Raw genomic sequence first — 25,904 nt, forward strand, 5'->3', positions numbered from 1 at the left:
CCGATCATCGCCGACCGGGCGACACGCCAGGAGCTAGCATGGCGACGTATCGTCCGGTACCCCCCGCGGACTGGAACGGAAGGCCTTCCCCGCGTGAACACATCCCCTCAGGCGGAGCGCCCCGCCAGGCTCACCGTCGGTGTCGTCGGAGCCGGCCGGGTCGGCCCCGCGCTGGCCCGCGCCCTGCAACAGACCGGGCACCGCCCCGTCGCCGTGTCCGGGGTCTCCGACGCCTCGCGCCGCCGCGCCGAGCGGATGCTGCCCGACGTGCCGGTCGTCACGCCCGCGCAGGTGCTGCAGGCCGCCGACCTGGTCCTGCTCACCGTCCCCGACGACGCCCTGCCGACCCTGGTGCAGGGGCTCGCCGAGACCGGCGCGGTCCGGCCCGGCCAGCTCCTCGTGCACACGTCGGGCCGGTACGGGGTCGCCGTGCTGGACCCGGCCCGCCGCGCGGGCGCGCTCCCGCTGGCCCTGCACCCCGCGATGACCTTCACCGGCACCGAGGTCGACGTGCAGCGGCTGGCCGGCTGCTCCTTCGGGGTGACCGCCCCCGACGAGCTGCGGCTCGCCGCCGAGGCCCTGGTCATCGAGATGGGCGGGGAGCCCGAGTGGATCGCCGAGGGGAACCGCCCGCTCTACCACGCGGCCCTCGCCCTCGGCGCGAACCACCTGGTCACCCTGGTCGCCCAGTCCATGGAGCTGCTGGGCAAGGCGGGCGTCGAGCGACCCGACCGGATGCTCGGCCCGCTGCTCGGCGCGGCCCTCGACAACGCCCTGCGCTCCGGTGACGCCGCCCTGACCGGCCCGGTGGCCCGCGGCGACGCCGGTACGGTCGCCGCGCACGTCTCGGAGCTGCGCAAGCACGCCCCGGCCACCGTCGCCGGCTACCTCGCGATGGCCCGTACGACCGCCGACCGGGCCCTCGCGCACGGTCTGCTCAAGCCCGAACTCGCCGAGGACCTGCTCGGCGTACTCGCCGACGGCGCGGGCGTAACCGGCTACGACACCCGCGACCCCGAAGGCGGCGACCGGTGATCCTCCTCGACACCGCCGACGAGCTGCACGGCCTTCCCCGCGCCGCGGCCCCCCCGGCCGCGGACGCGAACCCGCGGGCCGCGGGCCGCCGCGCCGTCGTCATGACCATGGGCGCCCTCCACGAGGGCCACGCCACCCTGGTCCGCACCGCCCGCGCGCACGTCGGCCCCGCCGGCCAGGTCGTGGTCACGGTCTTCGTCAACCCCCTCCAGTTCGGGGCGAACGAGGACCTCGACCGCTACCCCCGCACCCTCGACGCCGACCTGCTCATCGCCGAAGAGGCCGGCGCCGACGCCGTGTTCGCCCCGGCCGTCGAAGAGGTCTACCCCGGCGGGGACCCCCAAGTCAGGATCAGCGCCGGCCCGATGGGCGGGCTCCTCGAAGGCGCCACCCGGCCCGGCCACTTCGACGGCATGCTGACCGTCGTCGCCAAGCTGCTCCACCTCACCCGCCCCGACCTGGCCTTCTTCGGCCAGAAGGACGCGCAGCAACTGGCCCTGATCCAGCGGATGGTCACCGACCTGAACTTCCCCGTGGGCGTGGTCGGCGTACCGACCGTCCGCGAGGAGGACGGGCTCGCGCTGTCCTCGCGCAACCGCTACCTCTCCGGCACCGAGCGGCGCACCGCCCTCGCCCTGTCGCGCGCCCTGTTCGCCGGCCGCGACCGCCTCGCCGCGCAGGCCGCGCTGCGCGCCCGCGCCGAGGCCCAGGCGCCCCCGGCCGGCGACGAGCGGGCCACCGGCCTGGCCCGGCTCGGCGAGATCCGCGCCTCGGCCGACGCCCACGCCGTATCGGCTGCGGGCGCCGGGCTGCCGGACGCCGTACGGGCCGCCGCGCGGCACGTCCTGGACGAGGCGGGCCGCCACGACCCGCCCCTCGTACTTGACTACCTGGCGCTGGTCGACCCCCAGGACTTCACCGAGCTCGGCCCCGGCTTCACCGGCCGGGCCGTGCTGGCCGTCGCCGCGAAGGTGGGCGCGACCCGGCTGATCGACAACATCCCATTGGAGTTCGGAGCACACGCGTGACTACCCCAGGCAGAGGCCCCGCGACGGCGGGCACCAGCACCGGCATACGGCTGCACGCCCCGGCTCCCGGCTGGTCCGTCGACGCCGATGTCGTGGTCGTCGGATCCGGCGTCGCGGGACTGACCGCCGCACTGCGCTGCGCCGCCGCGGGCCGCCGTACCGTCGTGGTCACCAAGGCGCGGCTCGACGACGGCTCCACCCGCTGGGCCCAGGGCGGCATCGCCGCCGCCCTCGGTGACGGAGACACCCCCGAACAGCACCTCGACGACACCCTCGTCGCGGGCGCGGGCCTGTGCGACGAGGCCGCCGTCCGGCTCCTGGTCACCGAGGGCCCCGACGCCGTACGCCGGCTGATCGCCACCGGCGCCGTCTTCGACACCTCCGCCGAGACCGGCGAGATCGAGCTGACCCGCGAGGGCGGCCACCACCGCCGCCGCATCGCGCACGCCGGCGGCGACGCCACCGGCGCCGAGATCTCCCGGGCGCTCGTCGAGGCCGTCCAGGCGGCCGGCATCGAGACCGTCGAGAACGCCCTGGTCCTGGACCTCCTCCAGGACGCGCAGGGGCGTACCGCCGGCGTCACCCTGCACGTCATGGGCGAGGGCCAGCACGACGGGGTCGGCGCCGTCCACGCGCCCGCCGTGATCCTCGCGACCGGCGGCATGGGCCAGGTCTTCTCCGCGACGACCAACCCGTCCGTCTCCACCGGCGACGGCGTGGCCCTCGCGCTGCGGGCCGGCGCCGAGGTCTCCGACCTCGAATTCGTCCAGTTCCACCCCACCGTGCTCTTCCTCGGCGCCGACGCCGAGGGCCAGCAGCCCCTGGTGTCGGAGGCCGTGCGCGGCGAGGGCGCGTACCTCGTCGACGCCGACGGCGTCCGCTTCATGACCGGTCAGCACGAGCTCGCCGAGCTCGCGCCCCGCGACATCGTCGCCAAGGGCATCATGCGCCGCATGCAGGAACAGGGCGCCGAGCACATGTACTTGGACGCCCGGCACTTCGGCGCCCGGATGTGGGAGCAGCGATTCCCGAACATCCTCGCCGCCTGCCGCTCGCACGGCATCGACCCGGTCACCGAGCCCGTCCCCGTCGCCCCGGCCGCGCACTACGCCTCCGGCGGCGTACGCACCGACCTGCACGGCCGCACCACCGTGCCCGGCCTGTACGCGTGCGGCGAGGTCGCCTGCACGGGCGTGCACGGCGCGAACCGCCTCGCCTCCAACTCCCTTCTCGAAGGCCTGGTCTTCGCCGAGCGCATCGCCGACGACATCGTCGCCGCCGCGGGTCTGCCCGCCGGCAACGGCCCCGGCATACCCGTACCGGCCACCGGCCCCCTCCAGCCCGCCGAGGCGCGCTACGAGATCCAGCGCATCATGACCGACGGCGCGGGCGTGCTCCGCTCCGCCGAATCGCTGCGCACGGCCGCCGCCGCGCTCGAGGACCTCTACGCGAGGGCGCTGACGGAGCTGGAGACCCAGGGCAAGACGGCCGTCCCCGGCACCGAGACCTGGGAAGCCACCAACCTGCTCTGTGTGGCCCGCGTCCTGGTCGCCGCCGCCCAGCGGCGCGCGGAGACCCGCGGCTGCCACTGGCGCGAGGACCACCCCGACCGGGATGACGCCCACTGGCGCCGCCACCTCGTCGTACGCGTGTCGGCGACCGAGCGGCGGGCACTGGTCGTCACCCCCACCGACTCGGCGGACTTCCCGTCCGTACAGATCCCCCTGAGCCCCGACAGCCTGGAGCGGTAACCGTGAGCACGCACGAGCACGACCACGACCACGACCACGAAGAGCTTCCCCTCCTCGACCAGAGCGAGGGCGGCGGCTGCGGCGACGACTGCGCCTGCGGCGAGGGCGAGGAGACCGGCCTCGACCCGGCGCTCGCCCAGCTCCTCGCGGACGCGGGCCTGGACCCGGTCGAGGTCGAGGACATCGCGCACATGGCGATCTCGGAGGACCTCGACGGCGGGGTCGACGTCACCACCGTCGCCACCGTCCCCGAGGACGCCGTCGCGACCGCCGACTTCACCGCCCGCGAGGCGGGCACGGTCGCCGGCCTGCGCGTCGCCGAGGCCGTCCTGTCCGTCGTCTGCACCGACGAGTTCGAGGTGGAGCGGCACGTCGAGGACGGCGAGCGCGTCGAGCCCGGCCAGGTCCTGCTGTCGGTACGGGCCCGCACCCGGGACCTGCTCACCGGCGAGCGCAGCGCGCTGAACCTGCTCTGCCTGATGTCGGGCATCGCCACGGCGACCCGCGCGTGGGCCGACGAGCTGGAGGGCACCAAGGCCAAGGTCCGCGACACCCGCAAGACCACGCCCGGCCTGCGCTGCCTGGAGAAGTACGCGGTCCGCTGCGGCGGCGGCGTCAACCACCGGATGTCCCTGTCCGACGCGGCGCTGGTCAAGGACAACCACGTGATCGCGGCGGGCGGTGTCCGCGAGGCCTTCAAGGCCGTGCGCGAGCAGTTCCCCGACCTGCCCATCGAGGTCGAGGTCGACACCCTGCAGCAGGTCCGCGAGGCCCTGGACGCGGGCGCGGACCTGATCCTGCTCGACAACTTCACGCCGATCGAGACCGAGGAGGCCGTGGCCCTGGTGCACGGCCGCGCGGTGCTGGAGTCCTCGGGCCGCCTCACCGTGCACAACGCCCGCGCCTACGCCGAGACCGGTGTCGACTACCTCGCGGTCGGCGGCCTCACCCACTCCTCCCCGATCCTGGACATCGGCCTCGATCTGCGCGAGGCGGTGTAACCGATGCTCCTCACCATCGACGTGGGCAACACCCATACGGTCCTTGGCCTGTTCGACGGTGACGAGATCGTCGAGCACTGGCGCATCTCGACCGACCCGCGCCGCACGGCCGACGAGATGGCCGTGCTGATGCAGGGCCTGATGGGCATGCACCCGATGCTCGGCAGCGAGCTCGGCGACGGCATCCACGGCATCGCGATCTGCTCGACGGTCCCGTCGGTGCTGCACGAACTGCGCGAGGTGACCCGCCGCTACTACGGGGACGTCCCGGCCGTCCTGGTGGAGCCCGGCATCAAGACGGGCGTCCCGATCCTCATGGACAACCCGAAGGAGGTCGGCGCGGACCGCATCATCAACGCGGTCGCCGCCGTCGAGCTCTACGGAGGTCCGGCGATCGTCGTCGACTTCGGCACGGCGACCACCTTCGACGCGGTGTCCGCGAAGGGCGAGTACGTGGGCGGGGTGATCTCCCCGGGCATCGAGATCTCCATGGAAGCCCTCGGTGTCCGGGGCGCCCAGCTCCGCAAGATCGAGCTGGCCCGCCCGCGCAACGTCATCGGCAAGTCCACGGTCGAGGCGATGCAGTCGGGCGTGGTCTACGGGTTCGCGGGCCAGGTCGACGGGATCGTGACCCGGATGGCCAAGGAACTGGCCGGCCCGAACGGCGCACCGGACGACGTCCGCGTCATCGCCACGGGCGGCCTGGCCCCGATCGTCCTCGGGGAGGCCTCGGTGATCGACGACCACGAGCCGTGGCTCACCCTGATCGGCCTGCGGCTGGTCTACGAGCGCAACGCGCCCAACTTCGACTGACGCCGGCGCCCGGCGCCCGGCGCCCGGCCCCCGGGCGCCGCGAACGGTCCCGGTCCCCTGGGGGCCGGGACCGTTCGCGTCCGGCCGCCGGGTTACCTTGGGCAGCCCAGGCGGCGCGTACCCGACGAGCACAGGACGGCCCGAAATGCCCCGCGACACGGCGTACTCGAAGGTGGCCGACGCGCTGCGGACCCGGATCGCGGCCCCGGAATGGCCCGTCGGCGCGAAGCTCCCCTCGCGTGCCCGGCTCGCCGCCGAGTACTCCGTAGGGCAGTCCGTCGCCCAACGGGCGCTGGAACTCCTGATCATCGAGGGCCTCCTCGAAGGCAGGCCCGGCGCCGGCACCTACGTCCGCGTCCCGCGACAGCGGCTGCGCGTCGTCCGCCCCCACCGCCGTGCGCCCGGCGCGTCCGCGGGGGTCCGCGCCGAGTCCCACACCAAGGCCCGGGTCGAGGCCACCGCGGGCATCGCCGCGCGCCTGGGCATCGCCCCCGGAGACCCGTGCGTCGTCACCACCTACGCGTTCTCGGGCGAGGGCGGAACCTTCGAGGTCTGCGAGTCCTGGGAGCCGATGGCCCTCACCGGCGGCACCCCGGTCGTCCTGCCCGAGATGGGCCCGCACCGGGGCGCCGGAGTCGCGCCACGGATGCGCGCGATCGGCATCACGGTCACCTCGGTGCTGGAGGTCCCGCGCCCGGCGCGCGCGGACCGGCGCCAAGCCGGCCTGCTCGGCATCGGCGTCGGCGACCTGATCACCGGGATCGAGCGCACGCACTACGCGGCGGACGGGCGCGCCGTGGAGACCGCCGACATCGTGGTCGCCGACCGGCACACGGAGATCGCCTACGAGATCCCGGTGCCCCCGGCGGATCCGCCCGGCCATAGCGGCCCCTGAGGTCCGGCGGGCCGTTTCCCCGGAAATGGCCGGAGTGCGGCCGCCGCGGAGATACGGTCGCCCCACGAGAAGTACCGGGAGCTCGTCCACGGCGCCGCGAGCGCCTGTGAGCGGAGGAGACACCATGACCACTCGGACCGCCTGGCAGAAATCGTCGTTCTGCGGTGAGGGGGACAACTGCGTGCACGTCAGCGCGGCCCCCGGCACCCTGGTCCGCGTGGCGGACCGCGCCGATCCGGCCCACCTCGTCCTCGCCACCACGCAGGCCGCCTGGGCCGACTTCCTGCGCGTGATCAAGGAGACGGACCGAGGACCGGCCTGAGGGCCGGACGAGGACCGGGCTCAGGGCCGGACCGGGGATCCGCCGCGCCGCGCCCAGGTTCGCTCAGGGGATTTTGTCCGATTAGCGCGTATCTTCGGCCCATGCCCACGCCCTACGGATCCCGCGGCGGCATGGCGTTCAGCGCTGTTGAGCTTCACGTGCTCAGGCGTTCGCTCGCTCACGCCCTCCAATCCTCCACGGCCCCTCTGACGGCCGCCGAGGTCCAGGACTGCCTGCGCCTCGCGCAGTCGGTGGACGAAGCGGACCAGGAGGCGGGGCGGCTCAGAGCCTTCCTCCTCGCCGACCTGGCCCGGTACAGAGCCGCACTGCCGGGGAGCCTCACCGGCTACCTGGAGCTGCTCCAGGACGCCCTGGCCGCCGGCTACGAGCCCGTCCCCGACGACCTCACCGCCCTGCGGGCCCTGCGCGCCAACGCGGTCGCGGCCGCCCTGCTGGAGCGGGCACGGGGGGTCGCGGAACGCTCCGTACGCCGCAGGCTGTCCACCGCCCCCGCCCCGCGGACCCGGCTGCTTGCCATCGCGGGCGGCGCCGGGGTGGTCTCAGGCCCCGCCGGCTCGGGGACCGGCCCCGGTTCCGGCCCTGGCTCCGGCTCCGGCTCCGGCAAGGAGAAGGAGCCGCCGCGCCCGCAGGAACCCGGGCCCGACGAGCGGCCCGCGCGCCCGGTCCCCACCCCGGGCGAGGTCTTCCCGCCGCGCCGCAAGCCCGCGGCGCCCCCGGAGGCCGGACGCGCGGCGGGGTAGCTAGGCTGGGGCCATGGACTACGTTTCCGCGCTCGTGCCCCCCTTCGTGATGGCCGTGTTCTTCATCGCGCTCGTCGTGACGATCGTGAAGAGCCAGGGCGGCGCCAACAAGGCCAAGGAGGACGCGGCGGTGGACGCCGTGCTCGCCCGCGCCGAGGCCACCCGCCAGACCCGGCCGCAGCAGTAACCCGGCACGTCGCAGGGCGTACGGCTCCAAGGGCCGTACGCCCTGCGACGTCACCGGCACAGCCCCGATTCCGGCGCGCCTTGCCGCCCGAATAGCCGGGCAATTCATCGCATCCCGCACTATCGTGCTGCTGTGCCTCGCCCCTTGGGAGAACTCGAAGACGCAGTGATGACGCGGGTGTGGCAGTGGAACCGCCCGGTCACCGTTCGCGAAGTCCTGGAAGACCTCCAGCAGGAACGGTCCATCGCCTACACCACCGTGATGACCGTTATGGACAATCTTCACCAGAAGGGCTGGGTCCGCCGAGAAGCGGAAGGCCGCGCCTATAGATATACGGCGGTCTCCACCCGCGCCGCCTACTCGGCCGCCCTGATGAACGAGGCATGGTCGACGAGCGACAACCCGGCCGCCGCCCTCGTGGCCTTCTTCGGCATGATGTCCGCCGAGCAGCGCGAGGCCCTGCGGGACGCCGTACGGATCGTTCAGCCGGCCGCCCCCGAAGAGTCGGCGGAGTCCGCCGGGACCCAGGCGCCCGCCGCCGACGCCGCAGACGACTCCGGCGGGCGGGGGAGCGAGCCGGGGCGATAACGTCCGGGCATGGGTGAGTTTTCCGCTGCACATGCAAAAACAGTGACGATCCGCCGTGCGCGCACCGGCGATGTTCCCGCGCTGCGCCGCCTGCTCGACCAGTACGTGCAGCAGCGCATCCTGCTCGACAAAGCGCCGGTCGTCCTTTATGAGGACATCCAGGAGTTCTGGGTCGCGGAACGCGACGCCGACGGTCAGGTCGTCGGCTGCGGCGCGCTCCACGTGATGTGGGAAGACCTGGCCGAAGTCCGCACCCTCGCCGTCGACCGCGGGCTGAAGGGCGCCGGAGTCGGTCATCTGGTGCTCGACAAGTTGTTGGAGACGGCCCGTCGGGTCGGTGTGAGCCGGGTTTTCTGCCTGACCTTCGAAGTCGACTTCTTCGCGAAGCACGGCTTCGTCGAGATCGGCGAGACGGCGGTGGAGACCGATGTCTACATGGAGCTGCTGCGTTCCTATGACGAGGGTGTCGCCGAGTTCCTCGGTCTCGAACGAGTGAAGCCGAACACCTTGGGCAACAGTCGGATGCTTCTGCACCTCTGAACGATCACAGCGGGATTTCCCGGCACCACCGTGCCTGTGGCCTATGTCCGAATCGCGCATGTTTCCCGACCCGTTGCGGACCCGAACCCCTCACCGGGGGTTTGTGTTTTCCAGGCAAAAGCGGTTTCCTTTCCGCGTACTGCTTTTCGATGAAAGGAAATCCCGGTGGCACAGAAGGTTCAGGTCCTTCTTGTCGACGACCTCGACGGCGGCGAGGCGGACGAGACGGTGACGTTCGCTCTGGATGGCAAGACCTACGAGATCGACCTCACCACCGCCAACGCTGAAAAGCTCCGCGGCCTGCTCGACCCGTACACCAAGGGCGGACGCCGTACCGGTGGCCGCGGCGCCGCGACCGGCCGTACCAAGGGGCGCGCCGTCGCCGCTTCGGCCGGAAACCCGGACACCGCCGTCATTCGCGCGTGGGCCAAGGAAAACGGCTACAGCGTGAATGACCGCGGCCGCGTTCCCGCGGAAATCCGTCAGGCGTTCGAGGACCGCAAGGTCTGACCCGCGGCGGGCCGGTCCACCACACCGGCACGCTCCGCGGGGGCCGTACGCCGGCGCAGGCGGGCCCGGTGGCATTCCGTCGCCGCCGCCGCGACCAGGCGTACGAGATCGGGTCCGCGCGCGGACCCGGAAGGGCCCTGCCCGGGAGCGGGCAGGGCGGGAAGCAGTGCCTCACACCCCTGCTCGGGGGGCCGCAGCCACACGGCGGTCCCCCGAGGACTCCCCTGCGGTTCCGCACCCGCGGGACGCCCCGGGGGCACCGGAGCCGTGATCCGGCCACCCGCACCCAGGGCGGCGAGATCCAGGGCGACCCCGCCCCATTCCAGCCAGACGAGCAGCCCCTCCAGCTCGTCCGCGCTCCCGGCGGCCACCAGGAACCGCATCCTGCGCCCCATCACCGCCACCGGACCGGTGGCGACGCGTCGGCGCAGCACCGCGGTCCCGGCGTCGGCCGGGAGCTCCAGCACGTCGAACCGCTCCCCGGTCGCGAGCTGGACCGGGGGCCCGCCGACGACGCTCCAGCCGAGCTCGCGCTCGTACCAGGAAGCCGTCCAGGAGTCCGGGTCGCCCCCGGCCCCGGGATGTCCGAACGGGATGCGGGGGAGCGGGACGGTGACGGGCCGGGCGGTGAGAGCCATGTCCGGAGCAACTCCCGAATCGCTCCGGGGTTACGCGTGATGTGACGTTCCGCACCCACACCAATGCGGAACGTAAACATCCGGTGGGGCCGGGTCCCACATTCGGGACGGAGTCGTGTTCGCCCGTAGCGGAGGGATCCGCCGTCACTGGCGTGAACTCTCCGTGCTTACGGGGTAAGACATTCCTAGTGGATCGGGGCGACACGCTGATTTGCCGGGTCTGCGACCGTCTTCCGTTCGCCATCGGCGTACACGTGTGACGGGTATCTGCCTGGCCTGCGGGAACATCGTCTCGCACCATCGGGTTGGAGCAGTTGTCGGCACTTACAGCCGGGTTTTCCCACGGACGTGAGGGTGAGCCGCGGACGGATGTCGGCAGTTGGAATGAGCTGTCCCGCCCCGCGGGACTAGCATGCGGAAGGACAGGGCGGGGACCGACCCCGAACTGCCCGACCGCTCTGAGGAGCGATAAACGATGTTCGAGAGGTTCACCGACCGCGCGCGGCGGGTTGTCGTCCTGGCTCAGGAAGAAGCCCGGATGCTCAACCACAACTACATCGGCACCGAGCACATCCTCCTGGGCTTGATCCACGAGGGTGAGGGTGTCGCCGCTAAGGCCTTGGAGAGCCTCGGGATTTCGCTCGAGGCTGTTCGCCAGCAGGTTGAGGAGATCATCGGCCAGGGGCAGCAGGCCCCGTCCGGCCACATCCCCTTCACCCCGCGGGCGAAGAAGGTCCTGGAGCTTTCGCTCCGAGAGGCCCTCCAGCTCGGCCACAACTACATCGGCACCGAGCACATCCTGCTCGGCCTCATTCGCGAGGGCGAGGGCGTCGCCGCCCAGGTCCTGGTGAAGCTGGGCGCCGATCTCAACCGAGTCCGGCAGCAGGTCATCCAGCTGCTCTCCGGCTACTCCGGCGGAGGCAAGGAGTCGGCCACGGCCGGCGGCCCGGCCGAGGGCACGCCCTCGACCTCGCTCGTCCTGGACCAGTTCGGCCGCAACCTCACGCAGGCGGCCCGCGAATCCAAGCTCGACCCGGTCATCGGGCGCGAGAAGGAGATCGAGCGGGTCATGCAGGTCCTGTCCCGCCGGACCAAGAACAACCCGGTCCTCATCGGCGAGCCCGGCGTCGGCAAGACCGCCGTCGTCGAGGGCCTCGCCCAGGCGATCGTCAAGGGCGAGGTGCCCGAGACCCTCAAGGACAAGCACCTCTACACCCTCGACCTGGGTGCACTGGTCGCCGGTTCCCGCTACCGCGGTGACTTCGAGGAGCGCCTCAAGAAGGTGCTCAAGGAGATCCGCACCCGCGGCGACATCATCCTGTTCATCGACGAGCTCCACACCCTCGTGGGTGCGGGCGCCGCCGAGGGCGCGATCGACGCCGCGAGCATCCTGAAGCCCATGCTGGCCCGTGGTGAGCTCCAGACCATCGGTGCCACGACGCTCGACGAGTACCGCAAGCACCTTGAGAAGGACGCCGCTCTCGAGCGCCGTTTCCAGCCGATCCAGGTGGCGGAGCCTTCCCTCCAGCACACCATCGAGATCCTCAAGGGCCTGCGCGACCGCTACGAGGCCCACCACCGCGTCTCCATCACGGACGAGGCCCTCGTGCAGGCGGCCACCCTGGCCGACCGGTACATCTCGGACCGCTTCCTCCCGGACAAGGCGATCGACCTGATCGACGAGGCCGGCTCCCGGATGCGCATCCGCCGGATGACCGCGCCGCCGGACCTCCGCGAGTTCGACGAGAAGATCGCGAACGTGCGTCGCGACAAGGAGTCGGCCATCGACTCCCAGGACTTCGAGAAGGCGGCTTCCCTCCGTGATTCGGAGAAGCAGCTGCTGGCGGCGAAGGCCAAGCGCGAGAAGGAATGGAAGGCCGGCGACATGGACGTCGTCGCCGAGGTCGACGGCGAGCTCATCGCCGAAGTCCTGGCGACCGCGACCGGCATTCCGGTGTTCAAGCTGACCGAGGAGGAGTCCTCGCGGCTCCTGCGCATGGAGGACGAGCTCCACCGTCGCGTCATCGGCCAGAAGGACGCCATCAAGGCGCTCTCCCAGGCGATCCGCCGTACCCGTGCGGGTCTGAAGGACCCGAAGCGCCCCGGCGGCTCGTTCATCTTCGCCGGCCCGTCCGGTGTCGGTAAGACCGAGCTCTCCAAGACGCTCGCCGAATTCCTCTTCGGCGACGAGGACGCGCTGATCTCCCTCGACATGTCGGAGTTCAGCGAGAAGCACACGGTTTCCCGTCTCTTCGGTTCGCCTCCCGGCTACGTGGGCTACGAAGAGGGCGGCCAGCTGACCGAGAAGGTCCGCCGGAAGCCGTTCTCCGTCGTCCTCTTCGACGAGGTCGAGAAGGCGCACCCGGATATCTTCAATTCCCTTCTCCAGATCCTGGAAGACGGTCGTCTGACCGACTCCCAGGGCCGGGTCGTGGACTTCAAGAACACGGTCATCATCATGACGACCAACCTGGGTACGCGGGACATCTCGAAGGGGTTCAACCTCGGCTTCGCGGCCGTGGGCGACACCAAGACCGGATACGACCGGATGAAGGCGAAGGTCAACGAAGAGCTCAAGCAGCACTTCCGGCCCGAGTTCCTCAACCGCGTCGACGACACGGTCGTCTTCCACCAGCTCACGGAGGAAGACATCGTCCAGATCGTCGACCTCATGATCGCCAAGGTCGACGACCGCCTGAAGGACCGCGACATGGGCATCGAGCTCAGCGCGGACGCGAAGGCCCTGCTGGCCAAGCGCGGCTACGACCCGATCATGGGTGCCCGCCCGCTGCGCCGCACGATCCAGCGTGAGATCGAGGACATCCTGTCGGAGAAGATCCTCTTCGGCGAGCTGCGCCCCGGTCACATCGTGGTCGTCGGCAAGGAGGGTGAGGGCGACGAAGCCAAGTTCACCTTCCGCGGCGAGGAGAAGACTCCGATCTCGGACCTTCCTCCGATCGAGGCCACGGGCTCCGGCCCGGACCTGAGCAAGGGTGCGTAACCCGTAGCGGAACACAGGGGCGGCCCCGGGACCGAAAGGTTCCGGGGCCGCCCCTTCGCCGTGCCGTGCGGCCGGTCAGATCTCCGTCTGCGACAGCATCTCCAGCTGCGCCAGCGGGAAGCGGCGGCGCACCTGCTCCTCGAGGGCGTCGTCCCACTCCTTCTCGTCGTGCAACAGCAAGGTCCTGAGCGAGGGCAGGTCCGCGAACTCGGCGAGGGCCGCCATCGCCGCGGGGTGCAGGGACAGCTCCCGCAGGTCCCTCAGCGCCGAGAGCTCCGCCCCGGCGGCCGGTCCGCCCGGGCGCCACTTGTAGCCGAGCCACAGCCGCCGCAGGGTGTCCAGCCGTCCGAGGCCCGCCAGGTCCGGGTCGGGGTTGGGCAGGACGAGCTCCTCCAAGCGGGCTTCCGGGGGCAAGTCGTCGAAGGACCACGGGCCGTGCTCCTCGTACAGGGTGAGGGAGCGCAGCCGGGGCCAGGACGCGAGGGCCGGGCCGAGCGGCGTGGAGTTGCCGAGGTAGAGGGTGACCTCCTCCAGGGGCAGCCCGTACAGCGCCCGCAGGTCCCGCGGCGACCAGGCGTTGATGGTGAGGCGCCGCAGCGAGCTCTGGCCGCGCAGGAACTCCACGTCGTCCCCGCCCCGGAAGCTCCACAGGGTCAGTCCCGCCACCGGCTGGCGGGCCAGGAAGCGCGTCAGGGCGCCCCGGGTCACCTCGTGGCGGACGAACAGGCCGGGCGGGCCGGTGAAGCCCGACAGCTCCGCGAGCTCGGCATCCGATTCCACGACGAGGTCGCGGGGCGGCGGTTCCATGCGCGCGAGCACCTCGGCGGCGTACCGGCGGGTGTCGAACAGCTTCCACGAGCGGGTGAGCGTCTCGCGGACCCGCTCGTCGGGGTGGCGGCAGTAGCCGGCGAGGTACTCGACGGCGGCCTCGGAGCCCGTCGAGGCGGCCGCGAGCACGGACAGGTGGGCGTCCTTGCCGCGGGCCTTCTCGGCGCGGGGCAGCAGATCCAGGACCAGCGGCCCGATCCGGCCCAGTGCGCGCGCCGCCTCCTCGTCCTTGGGCGGTATGAGCCGGCGGGCGGCCGCACGGACGTCCTCGCGCAGCGCGGGTTCCAGCTCGGCCGCGTACTCCAGGGACGCGAAGGCCAGCAGCACCGCCCGGTCGGAGTCGCGTACGAGCAGGTCGCCGATGATCGCCGCGCGGTCGCGGGGGCGGCCCTGGGCGACCGCCATGCGGATGACGTCCTCCCACTGGTCGTCGTCCGCGTGGCGGGTCAGTTCGCCGAGGCTGCCCTCGTCCAGGGCCGCCCGGGCCCCCAGGAAGTCCTGGAAGGTGCGGTGGACGAACTCGACCGTGTCCTCCGTGGGGGCCCGCAGGAGGCCGCTGCGCTCGACGAAGTGCGTGAGGACGGCCGGAGCCTCTCCGAGCGCCTGCGCGGCGGCCGGTACGGCCGGCAGCGCGTCGGCGATCAGGGAGAGGGCCCGCGCCCGGCCGAGGACGGTGCGGCCGTTGCGGATGAGCCAGTAGGCGAGCCGCTGGAGCAGCTGCAGCTGGGGTTCCTCGGCGAGCTCGGGGAGGCGCAGCTCCCGCTCCCGGTCGCGGCGGTGCAGCAGCATCGACAGGGCGGCCGTGTAGAGCTCCTTGCGGCCCGAGGGCAGGAAGCCCCGGCGCTCGCGGTGCAGGGCGCAGATCAGCCCGCACAGCAGCGGGTTCGTGGCGAGCCGGGCGAGCTCCCCCTTGGTGCGCAGGGATTCCAGGAGCTGCTCGCGGAGCTCTTCGCCGGCGCCGGTCGCCCGGTGCCAGCGCGTGACGAAGGCGGTCACGTCGGCCCGGTTCATGGGGGAGAGGGTCAGCTCGGTGAACTCCTCGGCGGCGAGCCAGTCCTGCCGCACCGCCGAGGGGCGGGAGGTCACCAGCCAGCGGTTGCCCGGGTAGGCGACGAGCAGGTCGGTGAGCCAGTCGTGGGCGCGGGCCCGCTCGGCCTCCGGGACCTCGTCGATGCCGTCCACGAGGATCAGGCCGCGCCCCGCGCTCAGGACCCGGCTCTCCCACCCTTCGGGCGCCTGCCCCTTCAGGGCGGTGGCGACCAGGAAGTCCTCGGGGGCGGGCAGCCGCTCCCCGTAGCGGGTCAGGGTCCGCAGGGGCAGGACGTACGGGACGGGGCCGCCCTCGCTGCCGTCCCGGGAGGCGGAGACGGCCAGCCACTTGATCAGCGTGGTCTTGCCGGAGCCGGCCTCGCCGCGCAGCAGGACGCGGGGCTCGTGGGCCAGTAACTTCTCGGCGGTGGCCGGAGCGCCGTGGGCCCCGTGCCCGTGCGCCGGCCCCGTGGGGCCCCCGTCGGGGCCGCCGTCCGCACCGGCGCTGCCGCCGCCGGTGTGCCGGGGGAGGGAGGTCGCCTCCAGGCTCACGTACGCCGCGTCCAGCGGCCAGCGGGCCGAGCCCGGGGGCAGGTCGAGTCCGAAGATCGTCAGGCTGCTGTGCCGTTTGACGAGGTACTCCAGGTACCCGGCCTCGAAGTCCGCGTCCCGGCCGTCCTGGCGGGGGATCCGGGCCAGCAGGGCGTCGATCTTGGCGATCGTCTCCGCCTGGCGGCGGGCGCTCTCGACCAGCTGGCGCGGGATGTAGGTGGAGCGGGTGGTGAAGAAGTGCAGGATGTGCAGACAGGTGACTTCCAGCAGCCGGTCGTGGAAGAGCTCCGCGTCCCGTCCCAGGCCCGTCGCGGGCGCCGCCCGGCGCAGCGCGGCGGCGAAGGCGCGGGGGCCCATCTCGACGGCCTGCGCGTCCTGCAGGGTCAGGTCCCCCAGGGCGTGGAGGGTGACGGCCAGTGCGGTCGCGACGCCCGCCTCCTCGCCCGGGGGCAGCGGCTGCTCGCCGGGGGCCCGCAGGGCCTGGGCGACGAGCTTCTCGGCGAGCCGGCGCAGGTCGTCCCGGGACAGGGTGCGTTGCTCGCGCGGGGAGACGTAGGCGGAGATCCGCACGGGATGGTCGACGAGGCCCGCGCCGGCGCCCTCCCCGCGCAGGAGCTTCTTCACGAGGGGGGTCACGACCCCCGAGGCCAGCCGGATCCCCACCACGGATGCGTCCACGAGGCGTGAGCGTAGCTCCACGCGCAACCGCACGCAGGGCTTTGGTCCCGAAGAAGGGCCGCCGGAGGTCCCACGCCGGTGACAAGCCGCACAGGGCAAATCGGACCTACTAGGAACATCCGTAGAGATCGATGTCCGTTTTGCCCCACCCCTGCCCCAGTAATGAGGCGGTCAACAGGGCTGTAGGCCCTCCCCTCACCTACGAGCTCGGGTAGTAATGGGGTGGTTTGGGGAAGTTCGGGGGGTCGGGTTACCAAGGATGGCGAGCTAGCCCGGCACCCCCTGCGGAGTTCCGGGTCGCTTCTTGCCAGAAGCACCGTCCCAGTCCCCGGCCCCGGAGGTCCACTTCATGTCCGCGAAGCGCGTCAGCACCCGTCGTATCCGTATCGCCCTCGGCGCCACCGCTCTCGGTGCGGCCCTGGCAGTCGGGGCCGGGACGACCGCCGCCTTCGCCAGCGCGGCCCCGGCCGCCGTGAAGCCGGCCCCGGCGTGGGAGAAGCCCGTGTCGAACTACACGCTCTCGGCGACCTTCGGCAAGGGCGGCACCATGTGGTCGCACAAGCACTCCGGCCAGGACTTCGCCGTCCCCGTCGGCACCCCGGTCAACGCCGTCTCGGCGGGCGTCGTCGTCAAGGCCGGACCCAACGGCGGCGGCGACGGCCCGGCCTACGGCAACGCCATCGTGATCAAGCACGCGAACAACACGTACTCGCAGTACGCGCACCTCTCGAAGATCCAGGTCAAGCCCGGCCAGAAGGTCGCCAAGGGCACCCGGATCGCCCTGTCCGGCAACACCGGCAATTCGAGCGGCCCGCACCTCCACTTCGAGATCCGGAACACCCCGAACTACGGCTCGGCCGTGAACCCGGTCGCCTTCCTGCGCCAGTTCGGCGTCAGCGTCTGATCCCGTCCGGGATCAATACAGCATCCAGGAAGCGACGGGCCTGATCGACGCGTCGAGCTTGCCCGGCTTCTGGTCGTTGACCTGCTCCGGCGACAGCGCGATCCGGTAGATCCGGACGCTGTCCATGGCGCCGCTCCACGCGCCGGCCCAGGCGTCCTGCGCGCGGGTGCGGCCCAGCTGCAGCGGTCCGGCCGCCTTGTAGACGGCCGGCACCTTGGCCTCGTTGATCTGCTTGCCGTCGACGAACAGCGTGATCATCTTGGTCGTGTCGTTGTAGGTGCCGGTCAGTTCCGTCATGGTGTTGTCCATCTTGCGGCCCTCGGCCACGACGGTCTTGGCCGTGGCGTCCGCGCCCGCCGCGTCCGTCTGGATCCGGAAGATCCACGCCGGCTTGCCGTTCACCTCGTCCGAGCCCAGCTCGAAGGAGAACGTCTTCCCGTTGCCCTGGCTGACGGCGATCTGCCGCCCCTTCGGGGCGCTGTTCGAGACGCGGGCCGTGACGGTGAAGCTCTTGGACACGTCGACGAGGGCCTTCTCGGACTCGGCGTACGAGTTCGCGGTGCCCGTCGTGCGGAACTCGAACCGCTTGTCGACCGGGGCCACGGCGGCCTCCGGGCCCATCTTCAGATGTGACTTGCCGCTGCGGTCCCGCAGCTTCGTCGGGTCATCCGCCACGGTCGGCGTGTTGTCCACCGCCGCCTTGGAGCCGCTCACCGAGGGCGAGGGCGAGGCCGACGGCGATTCGCTCGCCTTCGCGTCGTCGCCGGAGCCGCCGCCGCCCAGCAGCAGGTAGGCGCCGCCACCGGCCAGCACGGCCAGTACGGTCACCGCGCCGCCGATCGCCCACAGCCGCTTCCTGCGCCGCTCCCGCGCGGCGCCGTCGGCCAGCGCTCCCCAGTCCGGCTCGTCGGACGACGGCGGGAACGGGGCCTGGGCCTGGAAGTCTCCGGGCTGCGGGGCGCCCGGTCCCTGCTGGTACGGGCCCGCCTGCGGGAAGCCGTAGCCGGAGGGGGTCTCCGCGGGACCGCCGGGCGGCGGGCCGAACGCGCCGGGCCCGGCCGGGGCCTGCGGGTAGCCGTAGCCCCCGGGCTGCCCGGCTTGCGGATAGCCGTATCCGCCGCCGGCGGGTATCTGCCCTTGGGGGTAGCCGTAGCCGCCGGGGTTCTGGTCGTTGGGCTCGGGCTGGGGGCTGTGCGGGCGATCCGTACCGTCAGTCATGGATCGGATGCTAAAACATCGGCGTCCGCAATCGAACAGCCGATGGTCGCGATACGGAACCGATCCCGGCCGATCCCGGCTGATCCCGGCCCTTCGCGGCCCTTCGCGGCCGTTCCCCGCCCCTGTACCGGGCCGTTCCCCGCCCCGCCCCGCCCCGCCCCGCCCCGCCCCGCTCACGCCGAAGGCGGCAGGACCGGATAGCTCCCCGACGCCGTCGGCGCGTGCTCGGGCAGCCACAGCACCGCCACCGCCCCGGCCGCCGCGCCCTCGCGGGCGAAGCCGCCCGGGGCGGCCACGTTGCGGAACGTCAGCCTGGCGCCCAGCACCCGCGCCTGCCCCTCCGCGATGGTCAGCCCCAGCCCGTGCCCGACTCCGGCCCGGTCCGTCGACCCGGTCCTGAACCGGCTCGGTCCCTCGCGCAGCAGTGCCTCGGGGAAGCCCGGCCCGTGGTCGCGGACCCGTACGACCCGGCCTTCGACGTCGACCTGGACCGGCGCCCGCCCGTAGCGCGAGGCATTGGCGAGGAGGTTGCCGAGGATCCGCTCCAGGCGGCGCGGATCGGTGCTCACGATCTCGTCCGCGACGATCCGTACGCTCGCCTCCGGCATCAGGGAGGTGACCCGGCGGCTCACGAACTCGCCGAGCGCCACCTCCTGGAGCTCCGCCCGCTCGGACGCGCTGTCCAGCCGGGCCACCTCCAGTACGTCCTCGACCAGTGCCCGCAGGGCCTGCGCGCGGTCCCGTACGAGCTCGGTCGGCCGTCCCGGAGGCAGCAGTTCCGCCGCCGTGAGCAGACCTGTCACCGGGGTGCGCAGCTCGTGTGCGATGTCGGCGGTCACCCGCCGCTCGGCCTCCAGCCGCTGCTGGAGCGCGTCCGCCATCGCGTCGACGGCCCGCGCGAGGTCGTCGGTCTCGTCGCGCACGACGCCCCCGACGGCGTCCCGCACCCGTGCCTCGGGGTCTCCGTGCGCCACCCGCTGCGCGGCGGCCGCGGCCTTGCGCAGCCGCCGCGAGAACAGGCCGCCGATGAGCACGCCGAGCGCCGAACCGCCGATGACCACGGCGAGGGACCCGACGACCAGCGCCCGGTCCAGGTCGCGGACCATGTTGGCGCTCTCCCGGAACTGGGTGTGGAGCGAGAGCACCTGCCCGTTGCCGAGCGGTACGGCGGCCCACACCTCGGGCAGTCCGTGGGGCTTCTCCTGGATGTAGGTGCCGCGCCGCCCGGACCGGGCCTTCTCGCGCAGGTCCGCGGGCAGGTCGGGGTCGTTGAGCTTGGCGCCCATGGGGGGCTTGCGGCCGGCTTCGGCGTTGCGGGAGATGAACTGCACCCGGTCCAGCTGCACCTCGCGGGCGCTCTCCAGCATCGACACGCGGGCAGCGCTGTGCACCACCAGGCTCAGTGCGATGGCGGTGAGCGCGCCCACGGAAGCGATGGCGAGCGTGATCTTCCAGCGGATTCCGGTCCGCAGGGTGAACCGCTTCATTCAGGCTTCATCCCCGCGTTCGCTCCCGCGCTCAGTCTTCTCAAGGCATCAGGCCTTCAGTTTGTATCCGAAACCCCGGACCGTCTCGATCCGGTCCTGCCCGATCTTGGTGCGCAGCCGTTGGACGTGGACGTCCACGACGCGGGTGTCGCCACCCCAGTCGTAGTCCCAGACCCGCTCCAGCAGCCGGTCGCGCGAGAGCACGGTGCCGGGGGAGGTGGAGAACTCCAGCAGCAGCCGCATCTCGGTGGGCGTGAGCGCCACCGGGGCGCCGGCCTTGCGCACCTCCATGCCCTCCGTGTCGACCTCCAGGTCCCCGAAGGCCAGTACCCCCCGCTCGCCGGAGTCGCCGTCGTCGGCCCCGCCGCCCTGCGGGCCGCCGGCGTGGCCGAAGCGGCGCAGCACCGCGCGGATCCGGGCGACCAGCACGGAGCCGTCGAAGGGCTTGGTGACGTAGTCGTCGGCGCCCGCCTCCAGTCCCAGGACGACGTCGATGGAGTCGGCGCGCGCCGACAGCATGATGACGGGGACGGTGGACTCGTCGCGGATGCGGCGGCACAGGCTCACGCCGTCCATGCCGGGCACCATCACGTCGAGCAGGGCGATGTCGGGCCGGTCCGCGCGGAAGGACTCCAGGCCGGACAGGCCGTCGGGCATGGCGGTGACCACGAACCCGTCGCGCTCCAGCGCCAGGGTCGTGGCCTCACGGATGACGTCGTCGTCCTCCACGAACAGGACATGCGTGTCTGCCATGCGGGAGCCTCGCCTCGCCTCGGTACTCGGTTCTTCCGGCTCAGTTCTTCTGGGTGACGGCCGGGCCGGGGGCCACCCCGCCGTCGACCACGTTGCTGTAATCGGTGTGCACCCGGTCCTGCTCGGTGAACTTCTCCCCGTCCCAGCGGTACGTGATCAGGTCCTCGCCCGAAGGATAGGAGAGGGCGTCGCTCTTCCCGTAGACGGGCTTGGTCACGACCAGGTCGCCCCGGTCGATCTCGGCGTAGACGGGCGGCTGCTCGTCCGCGAAGACGTTCTCGTACTTCCCGTCGTCCGCCCGGTACACGTAGGAGGCGCGGCCCAGGGCGTCGGCGCAGGACAGCACGTTGACCACGACGTCGGCCTCCGGGCCGCCGGTGACCTTCCCGTAGCTGACGTCGACCGGGTACTCCTTGCCCGTGCAGGGCTTCAGGTCCCGCTTGACCTCCGCGCCGACCTTCGGGTCCGCCAGGAGCAGCGCGACCGGGTCGATCCTGGCCGGCGTGCCCGAGGCGTGCGGTACGAGGGGGCTGGCGGGTGCGGCCGACCCGTGCCCGGAGGGCGCGGAGGACGGCGGCGGGGCGGTCTTGGCCACCGACTCGGTACGGGCCGGGCCGCCGTCACGCAGCCCCGTACCCCCGGTGGTGCAGCCGGCCGCGAACAGCGCCGTGCCGGCGAGGACGATGGTCCCCGCCGACATCAGTACGACCGAGCTCTTGCCGTTCAGGCATTGGCCATTCAGGCCGCGCACCGCTCACGCCCCTCGTACCGGATGGTGTGGTCCCCGCGTTCCAGCGCGCGCATGTCCAGGTCCCGGCTCTCCAGCTCCTGCCGGAGGCGGGCCAAGGCGCGGTGCAGAGTGCTCTTCACGGTTCCCGCCGACATGCCGAGCGCCGCGGCCGTCTCCTCGGTGCTCATCTGCTCCCAGTGTCGCAGCACGACCACGCTGCGCTGCTTGGGCGCGAGCACCTTGAGGATGTCCATCAGCAGGGCGCGGTCGGCGCGCTGGTCGGAGCCGTCCTCGACGGAGGCGTCGGGGAGCTGCTCGGTGGGGACCTCTTCGAGCTTGCGGGCACGCCACCACTCGGTACGGGTGTTGATCATGACGCGCCGCAGGTAGGCGTCGGCGAGGGACTTGTCGGCGATGCCGTCCCAGCGGCCGTAGGTGCGGACGAGGGCGGTCTGCAGGAGGTCCTGGGCGTCGGTGGGGTCCGGTACCAGGCGCCGGGCACTGCGCAGCAGCGCGTCCTGCCGGGTGCGTACGTACTCCTCGAAACCGAGTACCTCGCCGTGCGCCATCTCAGACCGCCTCCGCTGACGTTCAACCGCTGATCCGCTGCCTTACGGGTTCGAAGGTACGGAGGCGTTGTCACGGGCCTGTGCGGGTCAGCCTTCGGTGGGCGCACGGACACCCATAGGTTGTGTAACAGTGGCCGTGAGCTGCGGTTTCTCCGATCCAAGCGGAATCTGCGAGTCAACTTCGGCCGGGCCGGCCGGCAGCCGGTACATCCGCCCGGCCAGCGGCTCCACCAGCCCGTCCGAGACCAGCCCGTCCAGTGCGCGGGCCCGCTGCACGGGCTCGTCCCAGACGGTGTCGAGCACGGACTGCGGCACCGCGCCGACCGCCTCCCGCAGCACCGCGAGGAGCTTGCCGCGCACCTGCCGGTCCGTCCCGGCGTACGTCTGCCCCCGTCTCGGCGGTCCCTCGTGCGCGGGCTTGCCGGCGAGCCGCCACGCGCACAGCCCGGCCACCGGGCAGCGCCCGCAGTCCGGGCTCTTGGCCGTGCACACGAGCGCCCCGAGCTCCATGGAGGCGGCCGCCCAGCGGGCCGCCGTGTCCTCGTCCTCGGGCAGCAGGGCCCGCGCGAGGCGCCGTTCGGCGGCGGTCGTGGCGTTCGGCGGGTACTCGACCCCGGTCGCGGTGCGCGCGAAGACCCGGCGCACGTTCGTGTCGAGGACCGCGTGGCGCTGCCCGTACGCGAAGGAGGCCACGGCGGCCGCCGTGTACTCGCCGACCCCGGGCAGGGCCAGCAGCTGCGCGTGATCGCGCGGTACGTCGCCCCCGTGCCGTTCCGTTATGGCGGCGGCGGCGCCGTGCAGGCGCAGGGCCCGGCGCGGGTAGCCGAGCCGCCCCCAGGCCCGCACGGCCTCGCCGGGGGCCTCGGCGGCCAGGTCGGCGGGCCGGGGCCAGCGTGCGAGCCAGTGCTCGTAGACCGGCAGGACCCGGTTGACGGGGGTCTGCTGGAGCATGAACTCGCTGACCATCACCCCCCAGGGCCCGGCCTCGGGGCGGCGCCAGGGCAGATCGCGGGCGTGTGCGTCGAACCACGCGATGACGGGGGCGTGCAGCGCGGCGGGAGAAGCGGGGGATGCAGTCATGGCAGACGGCATCCTGACACGTTTCGTCCCCGCTGCGCTGGGTCCGGGCCGGTGATCAGGACGGCGGCGCGTCCACCGCCCGCCCGTACGGCGCAGACGGCCCTGGTCGTGGGCCCGGTGAGCGCCAGTACGGCGAGCGCGGCCAGGCTCGCGCCCAGCAGCAGGCCCATGGCCACGTCGTGCGGGTAGTGCACCCCGACGAAGACGCGGGAGTAGGCCATGAACAGCGCGAGCGGAACGGTCAGCAGCCCGAGGCGGGGCACGGCCAGGGCGAGCGTGACGGCGGCGGCGCCCGCGATGACGGAGTGGTTGCTGGGGAAGGACCAGTCGCCGGAGGCCGGGCAGGTGATGAGCGAGGCCGCCGCCCCGGCCACGGCCCGGCAGGGGCGCTCCTCGTACACGAGGGTCTTGACCAGCTCCGAGGCGACGTAGGCCAGTGCGGTGACGAGCGGCGCGAGGACGGCCAGGGCGACGGCCCGGGGGTGCTCCCGCCCGCGCGCACGCCACCACACGGCGATGAAGAGGGCGCCGAAGACGAGCAGCCCGTACTTCGTCCAGACCTCGAAGGCCGATTGCACCCAGGCGGGGGTGGAGCGCGCGAAACCGGTGACGTCGAGGTAGAGCCCGGAGCTGTCCATGGTCACTCACGGTACTCAAAACGGAATAATGCATTCATCAGACGCGTGGCTGATTTTCGGCGCCTCCATCTCCTTCCGCAGGATGATCATCGGCAAAACAAGCCCGGTACGCGGCATGTGGGGCACGGATCGCGCCCCGAACTCTCGTAAAGTTCCGTCCGTGGGATCTCTGCGCAATCCGGTCGGGCCGCTCCCCTCCTCCATCTACTGGCGACGGAGGGCCGTGCTGGCGTCCGTCGCCGCGCTCCTCGCGCTCCTCGCCGTATGGACCGTCAGTTCCGACGGGGGGAAGACGAGCGACAACGGCAAGGGCCAGGGCGGCTCCGACCCCGTCACCCAGATCACCCCCGGACCCTCCGGATCGGGTCCGGCGATCAGTCAGGCCCCGGGCGGGCGGGGCGGGTCGGGCTCGGGCGGCGGCGGCGGCGCCGCCGCGGGCTCCGGCGGCGGCGCGAGCCCCGGAGCGGGCAAGAACGGCGAGCCGGGCGGGACCGACCCGGGCGGCGCCGGCGGCTCGGCCCCGAACCAGACCGTACCGGCGGACTCGCCGGTGCCCACCTGCGCGCCGAACGCGCTCCAGTGGGAGGTCAAGAGCGTGAAGAACGAGTACGAGGCGAGCGAGAAGCCCCGCCTCGAACTCATCGCCCGCAACGTCTCCGGCACGACCTGCAAGGTCGATCTCGGCCCGAAGCAGGCGGTGCTGACCATCACTCAGGCGAGCAACGCCAAGCCGGTCTGGTCCTCGGCGGACTGCCCGACGGGCGCGGACAACGTGTTCTTCCGGGTGCCCTCGCAGGGGGAGACCAAGCAATCCCTCGAATGGGACCGGCACTTCAGCGCGGCCGCCCAGTGCCAGGCGCCTCCGGCAGGGGTGGCGGCGGCGGACACGTACGTGGTCGAGGTCAAGTCGCCGGGCATGCCGGTGGCCCGGACCTCGTTCGTCCTGAAGCAGGACTGACGCGGCCGCCGGCGGAGCCGGGAGGCTCCGCCGGATCCGGCCCGCCGGGGGATTGCGGGACGGGCGTCGCGGTCCCGGCAAGATCCGAAAGAGACGGCCTAGACGTACCGCTCCAGGATCGAGGACTCCGCCAGGCGGGACAGGCCCTCGCGGACGCTGCGGGCGCGGGCCTCGCCCACGCCGTCTACCGTCTGCAGGTCGTCCACGCTGGCGGCCAGCAGCTTCTGCAGTCCGCCGAAGTGCTCCACCAGCCGCTCGATGATCGCCCCGGGCAGCCGCGGCACCTTCGCCAGCAGCCGGTACCCGCGCGGGGACACCGCCGAGTCCAGCGTCTCCGGCGACCCCGTGTACCCCAGCGCCTTCGCCACGATCGCCAGCTCCAGCAGCTCCGGATGCGTCAGCGCGTCCAGCGCCGGGAGCGCCTCCTCGACCGTGCGGGAACGCTTCGCCGTCGGCTCCGGAACGTAGTCCCGGATCACCAGCTCCCGCTCCTGCTCGATCCCGACCGTGAGTTCGTCCAGCTGGAGCGACAGCAGTCGTCCGTCGGTGCCCAGCTCGACCACGTATTCCGCGATCTCCGTCGCGATGCGCCGGACCATTTCCAGCCGCTGCGCGACCGCCGTCACGTCGCGCACCGTGACCAGGTCCTCGATCTCCAGCGCCGACAGCGTTCCCGCCACCTCGTCCAGGCGGAGCTTGTACCGCTCCAGCGTGGCCAGCGCCTGGTTCGCCCGCGACAGGATCGCCCCGGACTCCTCCAGCACGCGCCGCTCGCCGTCCACGTACAGCGCGATCAGCCGCATCGACTGCGACACCGACACCACCGGGAAGCCGCACTGCTTCGAGACCCGGTCCGCGGTCCGGTGCCGGGTGCCCGTCTCCTCCGTGTGGATCGAGGCGTCCGGCACCAGCTGGACGCCCGCCCGCAGGATCTTGGTGATGTCCTTGTCCAGGATCAGCGCGCCGTCGAGCTTGCACAGTTCGCGCAGCCGGGTCGCCGTGAACTCCACGTCCAGGACGAAGCCGCCCGTGCACATCGCCTCGACGGACTTGTCCATGCCGAGGACGATGAGGCCTCCGGTGTTGCCGCGGACGATCCGTTCGAGCCCGTCACGCAGCGGCTGACCAGGTGCGACCGCGCTCAGGGAGGCACGCATCATGGCCTCCTGCTTGGAGCTCGCGCCCGACTTTCCGGATGCTGCTGCCCCGTCCTTGGCTGCCACTGCACTCCTCCGGTCGCGGGTTGTGCCGCCTGCGTACGGCCGGGCGGACCGGGCCAAAGTCTACCGGCGCGGCCCGCGCCGCCGCCGTGCCTTGACGCGGCCGGGCCGAGGAGCACCCCCTCCAGGCCCCCTGACCTGCGGTTCGAAGCCCGTTCCGGCCGGCCGCCGGCCCGCATGCCGGACGCCG

At 72.4% G+C, this 25,904-nt stretch carries 25 protein-coding genes; 15 read left to right on the plus strand and 10 right to left on the minus strand.

Annotation, left to right across the window (positions count from 1 at the left end; translation table 11 throughout):
- Nucleotides 1-93: 93 nt before the first annotated feature.
- The 12 genes from ACFWBY_RS28465 (at nucleotide 94) to ACFWBY_RS28520 (ending at nucleotide 9,431) form a co-directional block, all read left to right on the plus strand.
- On the plus strand, nucleotides 94-1,035 hold the full coding sequence (locus ACFWBY_RS28465; RefSeq protein ID WP_385331218.1) for a Rossmann-like and DUF2520 domain-containing protein: 942 nt from the start codon (nucleotides 94-96) through the stop codon (nucleotides 1,033-1,035).
- Nucleotides 1,032-2,063, plus strand: coding sequence for a pantoate--beta-alanine ligase (panC, locus tag ACFWBY_RS28470; RefSeq protein WP_385331221.1), 1,032 nt, complete (start codon nucleotides 1,032-1,034; stop codon nucleotides 2,061-2,063). The genes ACFWBY_RS28465 and panC overlap by 4 nt, the downstream gene beginning before the upstream one ends.
- Nucleotides 2,060-3,814 carry an L-aspartate oxidase gene (locus tag ACFWBY_RS28475; RefSeq protein WP_385331224.1) on the plus strand — a complete coding sequence of 585 codons (1,755 nt, stop codon included), beginning with the start codon at nucleotides 2,060-2,062 and terminating at the stop codon, nucleotides 3,812-3,814. The genes panC and ACFWBY_RS28475 overlap by 4 nt, the downstream gene beginning before the upstream one ends.
- A 2-nt stretch (nucleotides 3,815-3,816) precedes the next feature.
- Nucleotides 3,817-4,815: a carboxylating nicotinate-nucleotide diphosphorylase gene (gene nadC, locus ACFWBY_RS28480; protein WP_385331227.1), complete on the plus strand. Its 999-nt coding sequence runs from the start codon at nucleotides 3,817-3,819 to the stop codon at nucleotides 4,813-4,815.
- 3 nt (nucleotides 4,816-4,818) lie between these two features.
- Nucleotides 4,819-5,628, plus strand: a complete 810-nt coding sequence (locus ACFWBY_RS28485) for a type III pantothenate kinase (RefSeq protein ID WP_385331230.1) — start codon at nucleotides 4,819-4,821, stop codon at nucleotides 5,626-5,628.
- A 145-nt stretch (nucleotides 5,629-5,773) separates the two neighbouring features.
- Nucleotides 5,774-6,523 (plus strand): GntR family transcriptional regulator, encoded by a 750-nt coding sequence (locus tag ACFWBY_RS28490; RefSeq protein WP_385331233.1) that lies wholly within the window; start codon nucleotides 5,774-5,776, stop codon nucleotides 6,521-6,523.
- Nucleotides 6,524-6,647: 124 nt separating this feature from the next.
- Nucleotides 6,648-6,845: a DUF397 domain-containing protein gene (locus tag ACFWBY_RS28495; protein ID WP_385331236.1), complete on the plus strand. Its 198-nt coding sequence runs from the start codon at nucleotides 6,648-6,650 to the stop codon at nucleotides 6,843-6,845.
- Nucleotides 6,846-6,946: 101 nt separating this feature from the next.
- Nucleotides 6,947-7,606, plus strand: a complete 660-nt coding sequence (locus ACFWBY_RS28500) for a hypothetical protein (protein WP_385331237.1) — start codon at nucleotides 6,947-6,949, stop codon at nucleotides 7,604-7,606.
- A gap of 13 nt (nucleotides 7,607-7,619) precedes the next feature.
- Nucleotides 7,620-7,793: a hypothetical protein gene (locus ACFWBY_RS28505; protein WP_385331240.1), complete on the plus strand. Its 174-nt coding sequence runs from the start codon at nucleotides 7,620-7,622 to the stop codon at nucleotides 7,791-7,793.
- Between the two features lie 132 nt (nucleotides 7,794-7,925).
- A complete protein-coding gene (locus tag ACFWBY_RS28510; protein ID WP_385331242.1) occupies nucleotides 7,926-8,381 on the plus strand; it encodes a BlaI/MecI/CopY family transcriptional regulator in 456 nt (151 codons plus the stop codon).
- A gap of 9 nt (nucleotides 8,382-8,390) precedes the next feature.
- The gene (locus ACFWBY_RS28515; RefSeq protein WP_385331245.1) at nucleotides 8,391-8,921 is read left to right on the plus strand and encodes an amino-acid N-acetyltransferase; all 531 of its coding nucleotides are present in this window, start codon (nucleotides 8,391-8,393) and stop codon (nucleotides 8,919-8,921) included.
- A gap of 165 nt (nucleotides 8,922-9,086) precedes the next feature.
- On the plus strand, nucleotides 9,087-9,431 hold the full coding sequence (locus ACFWBY_RS28520) for an Lsr2 family protein (protein ID WP_112448615.1): 345 nt from the start codon (nucleotides 9,087-9,089) through the stop codon (nucleotides 9,429-9,431).
- Here ACFWBY_RS28520 and ACFWBY_RS28525 read toward each other — a convergent pair.
- Nucleotides 9,404-10,069 (minus strand): SCO3374 family protein, encoded by a 666-nt coding sequence (locus ACFWBY_RS28525; RefSeq protein WP_385331248.1) that lies wholly within the window; start codon nucleotides 10,067-10,069, stop codon nucleotides 9,404-9,406. The genes ACFWBY_RS28520 and ACFWBY_RS28525 overlap by 28 nt on opposite strands.
- Before the next feature lie 475 nt (nucleotides 10,070-10,544).
- Here ACFWBY_RS28525 and ACFWBY_RS28530 point away from each other — a divergent pair, with 475 nt between their 5' ends.
- The gene (locus ACFWBY_RS28530; protein WP_385331252.1) at nucleotides 10,545-13,070 is read left to right on the plus strand and encodes an ATP-dependent Clp protease ATP-binding subunit; all 2,526 of its coding nucleotides are present in this window, start codon (nucleotides 10,545-10,547) and stop codon (nucleotides 13,068-13,070) included.
- A gap of 75 nt (nucleotides 13,071-13,145) precedes the next feature.
- Here ACFWBY_RS28530 and ACFWBY_RS28535 read toward each other — a convergent pair whose 3' ends face one another.
- Nucleotides 13,146-16,157, minus strand: coding sequence for an NACHT domain-containing protein (locus ACFWBY_RS28535; protein ID WP_385331254.1), 3,012 nt, complete (start codon nucleotides 16,155-16,157; stop codon nucleotides 13,146-13,148).
- Between the two features lie 349 nt (nucleotides 16,158-16,506).
- Between ACFWBY_RS28535 and ACFWBY_RS28540 the strand changes: the two genes are divergently transcribed.
- Nucleotides 16,507-17,061, plus strand: a complete 555-nt coding sequence (locus ACFWBY_RS28540; protein ID WP_385331257.1) for a M23 family metallopeptidase — start codon at nucleotides 16,507-16,509, stop codon at nucleotides 17,059-17,061.
- A gap of 12 nt (nucleotides 17,062-17,073) precedes the next feature.
- Here the strand turns inward: ACFWBY_RS28540 and ACFWBY_RS28545 are convergent, their stop codons facing one another.
- The 7 genes from ACFWBY_RS28545 to ACFWBY_RS28575 all read right to left on the minus strand — a co-directional run bounded on the left by ACFWBY_RS28545 (nucleotide 17,074) and on the right by ACFWBY_RS28575 (nucleotide 23,536).
- Entirely contained in the window at nucleotides 17,074-18,279 is a 1,206-nt protein-coding gene (locus ACFWBY_RS28545) for a LamG domain-containing protein (protein ID WP_385331259.1), read from the minus strand.
- 173 nt (nucleotides 18,280-18,452) lie between these two features.
- Entirely contained in the window at nucleotides 18,453-19,766 is a 1,314-nt protein-coding gene (cseC, locus tag ACFWBY_RS28550) for a two-component system sensor histidine kinase CseC (RefSeq protein ID WP_385331261.1), read from the minus strand.
- 48 nt (nucleotides 19,767-19,814) lie between these two features.
- On the minus strand, nucleotides 19,815-20,519 hold the full coding sequence (gene cseB, locus ACFWBY_RS28555; RefSeq protein ID WP_385331264.1) for a two-component system response regulator CseB: 705 nt from the start codon (nucleotides 20,517-20,519) through the stop codon (nucleotides 19,815-19,817).
- A gap of 40 nt (nucleotides 20,520-20,559) precedes the next feature.
- Nucleotides 20,560-21,219: a hypothetical protein gene (locus tag ACFWBY_RS28560; protein ID WP_385331335.1), complete on the minus strand. Its 660-nt coding sequence runs from the start codon at nucleotides 21,217-21,219 to the stop codon at nucleotides 20,560-20,562.
- A gap of 38 nt (nucleotides 21,220-21,257) precedes the next feature.
- Nucleotides 21,258-21,818, minus strand: a complete 561-nt coding sequence (locus ACFWBY_RS28565) for a SigE family RNA polymerase sigma factor (RefSeq protein WP_385331266.1) — start codon at nucleotides 21,816-21,818, stop codon at nucleotides 21,258-21,260.
- 87 nt (nucleotides 21,819-21,905) lie between these two features.
- Nucleotides 21,906-22,898 (minus strand): A/G-specific adenine glycosylase, encoded by a 993-nt coding sequence (locus ACFWBY_RS28570; protein WP_385331269.1) that lies wholly within the window; start codon nucleotides 22,896-22,898, stop codon nucleotides 21,906-21,908.
- On the minus strand, nucleotides 22,895-23,536 hold the full coding sequence (locus ACFWBY_RS28575) for a phosphatase PAP2 family protein (protein WP_385331271.1): 642 nt from the start codon (nucleotides 23,534-23,536) through the stop codon (nucleotides 22,895-22,897). Before ACFWBY_RS28575 ends, ACFWBY_RS28570 begins: the two co-directional genes overlap by 4 nt.
- Nucleotides 23,537-23,696: 160 nt before the next feature.
- Between ACFWBY_RS28575 and ACFWBY_RS28580 the strand changes: the two genes are divergently transcribed.
- Nucleotides 23,697-24,494, plus strand: a complete 798-nt coding sequence (locus ACFWBY_RS28580) for a hypothetical protein (RefSeq protein WP_385331273.1) — start codon at nucleotides 23,697-23,699, stop codon at nucleotides 24,492-24,494.
- Between the two features lie 98 nt (nucleotides 24,495-24,592).
- On the opposite strand, the gene disA is transcribed toward ACFWBY_RS28580, so the two are convergent.
- Nucleotides 24,593-25,717 carry a DNA integrity scanning diadenylate cyclase DisA gene (gene disA, locus ACFWBY_RS28585; RefSeq protein ID WP_274548915.1) on the minus strand — a complete coding sequence of 375 codons (1,125 nt, stop codon included), beginning with the start codon at nucleotides 25,715-25,717 and terminating at the stop codon, nucleotides 24,593-24,595.
- Between the last annotated feature and the right edge of the window lie 187 nt (nucleotides 25,718-25,904).

This window comes from Streptomyces sp. NPDC060049 (genome assembly GCF_042736715.1).
In the GTDB taxonomy this organism is placed as follows: domain Bacteria; phylum Actinomycetota; class Actinomycetes; order Streptomycetales; family Streptomycetaceae; genus Streptomyces.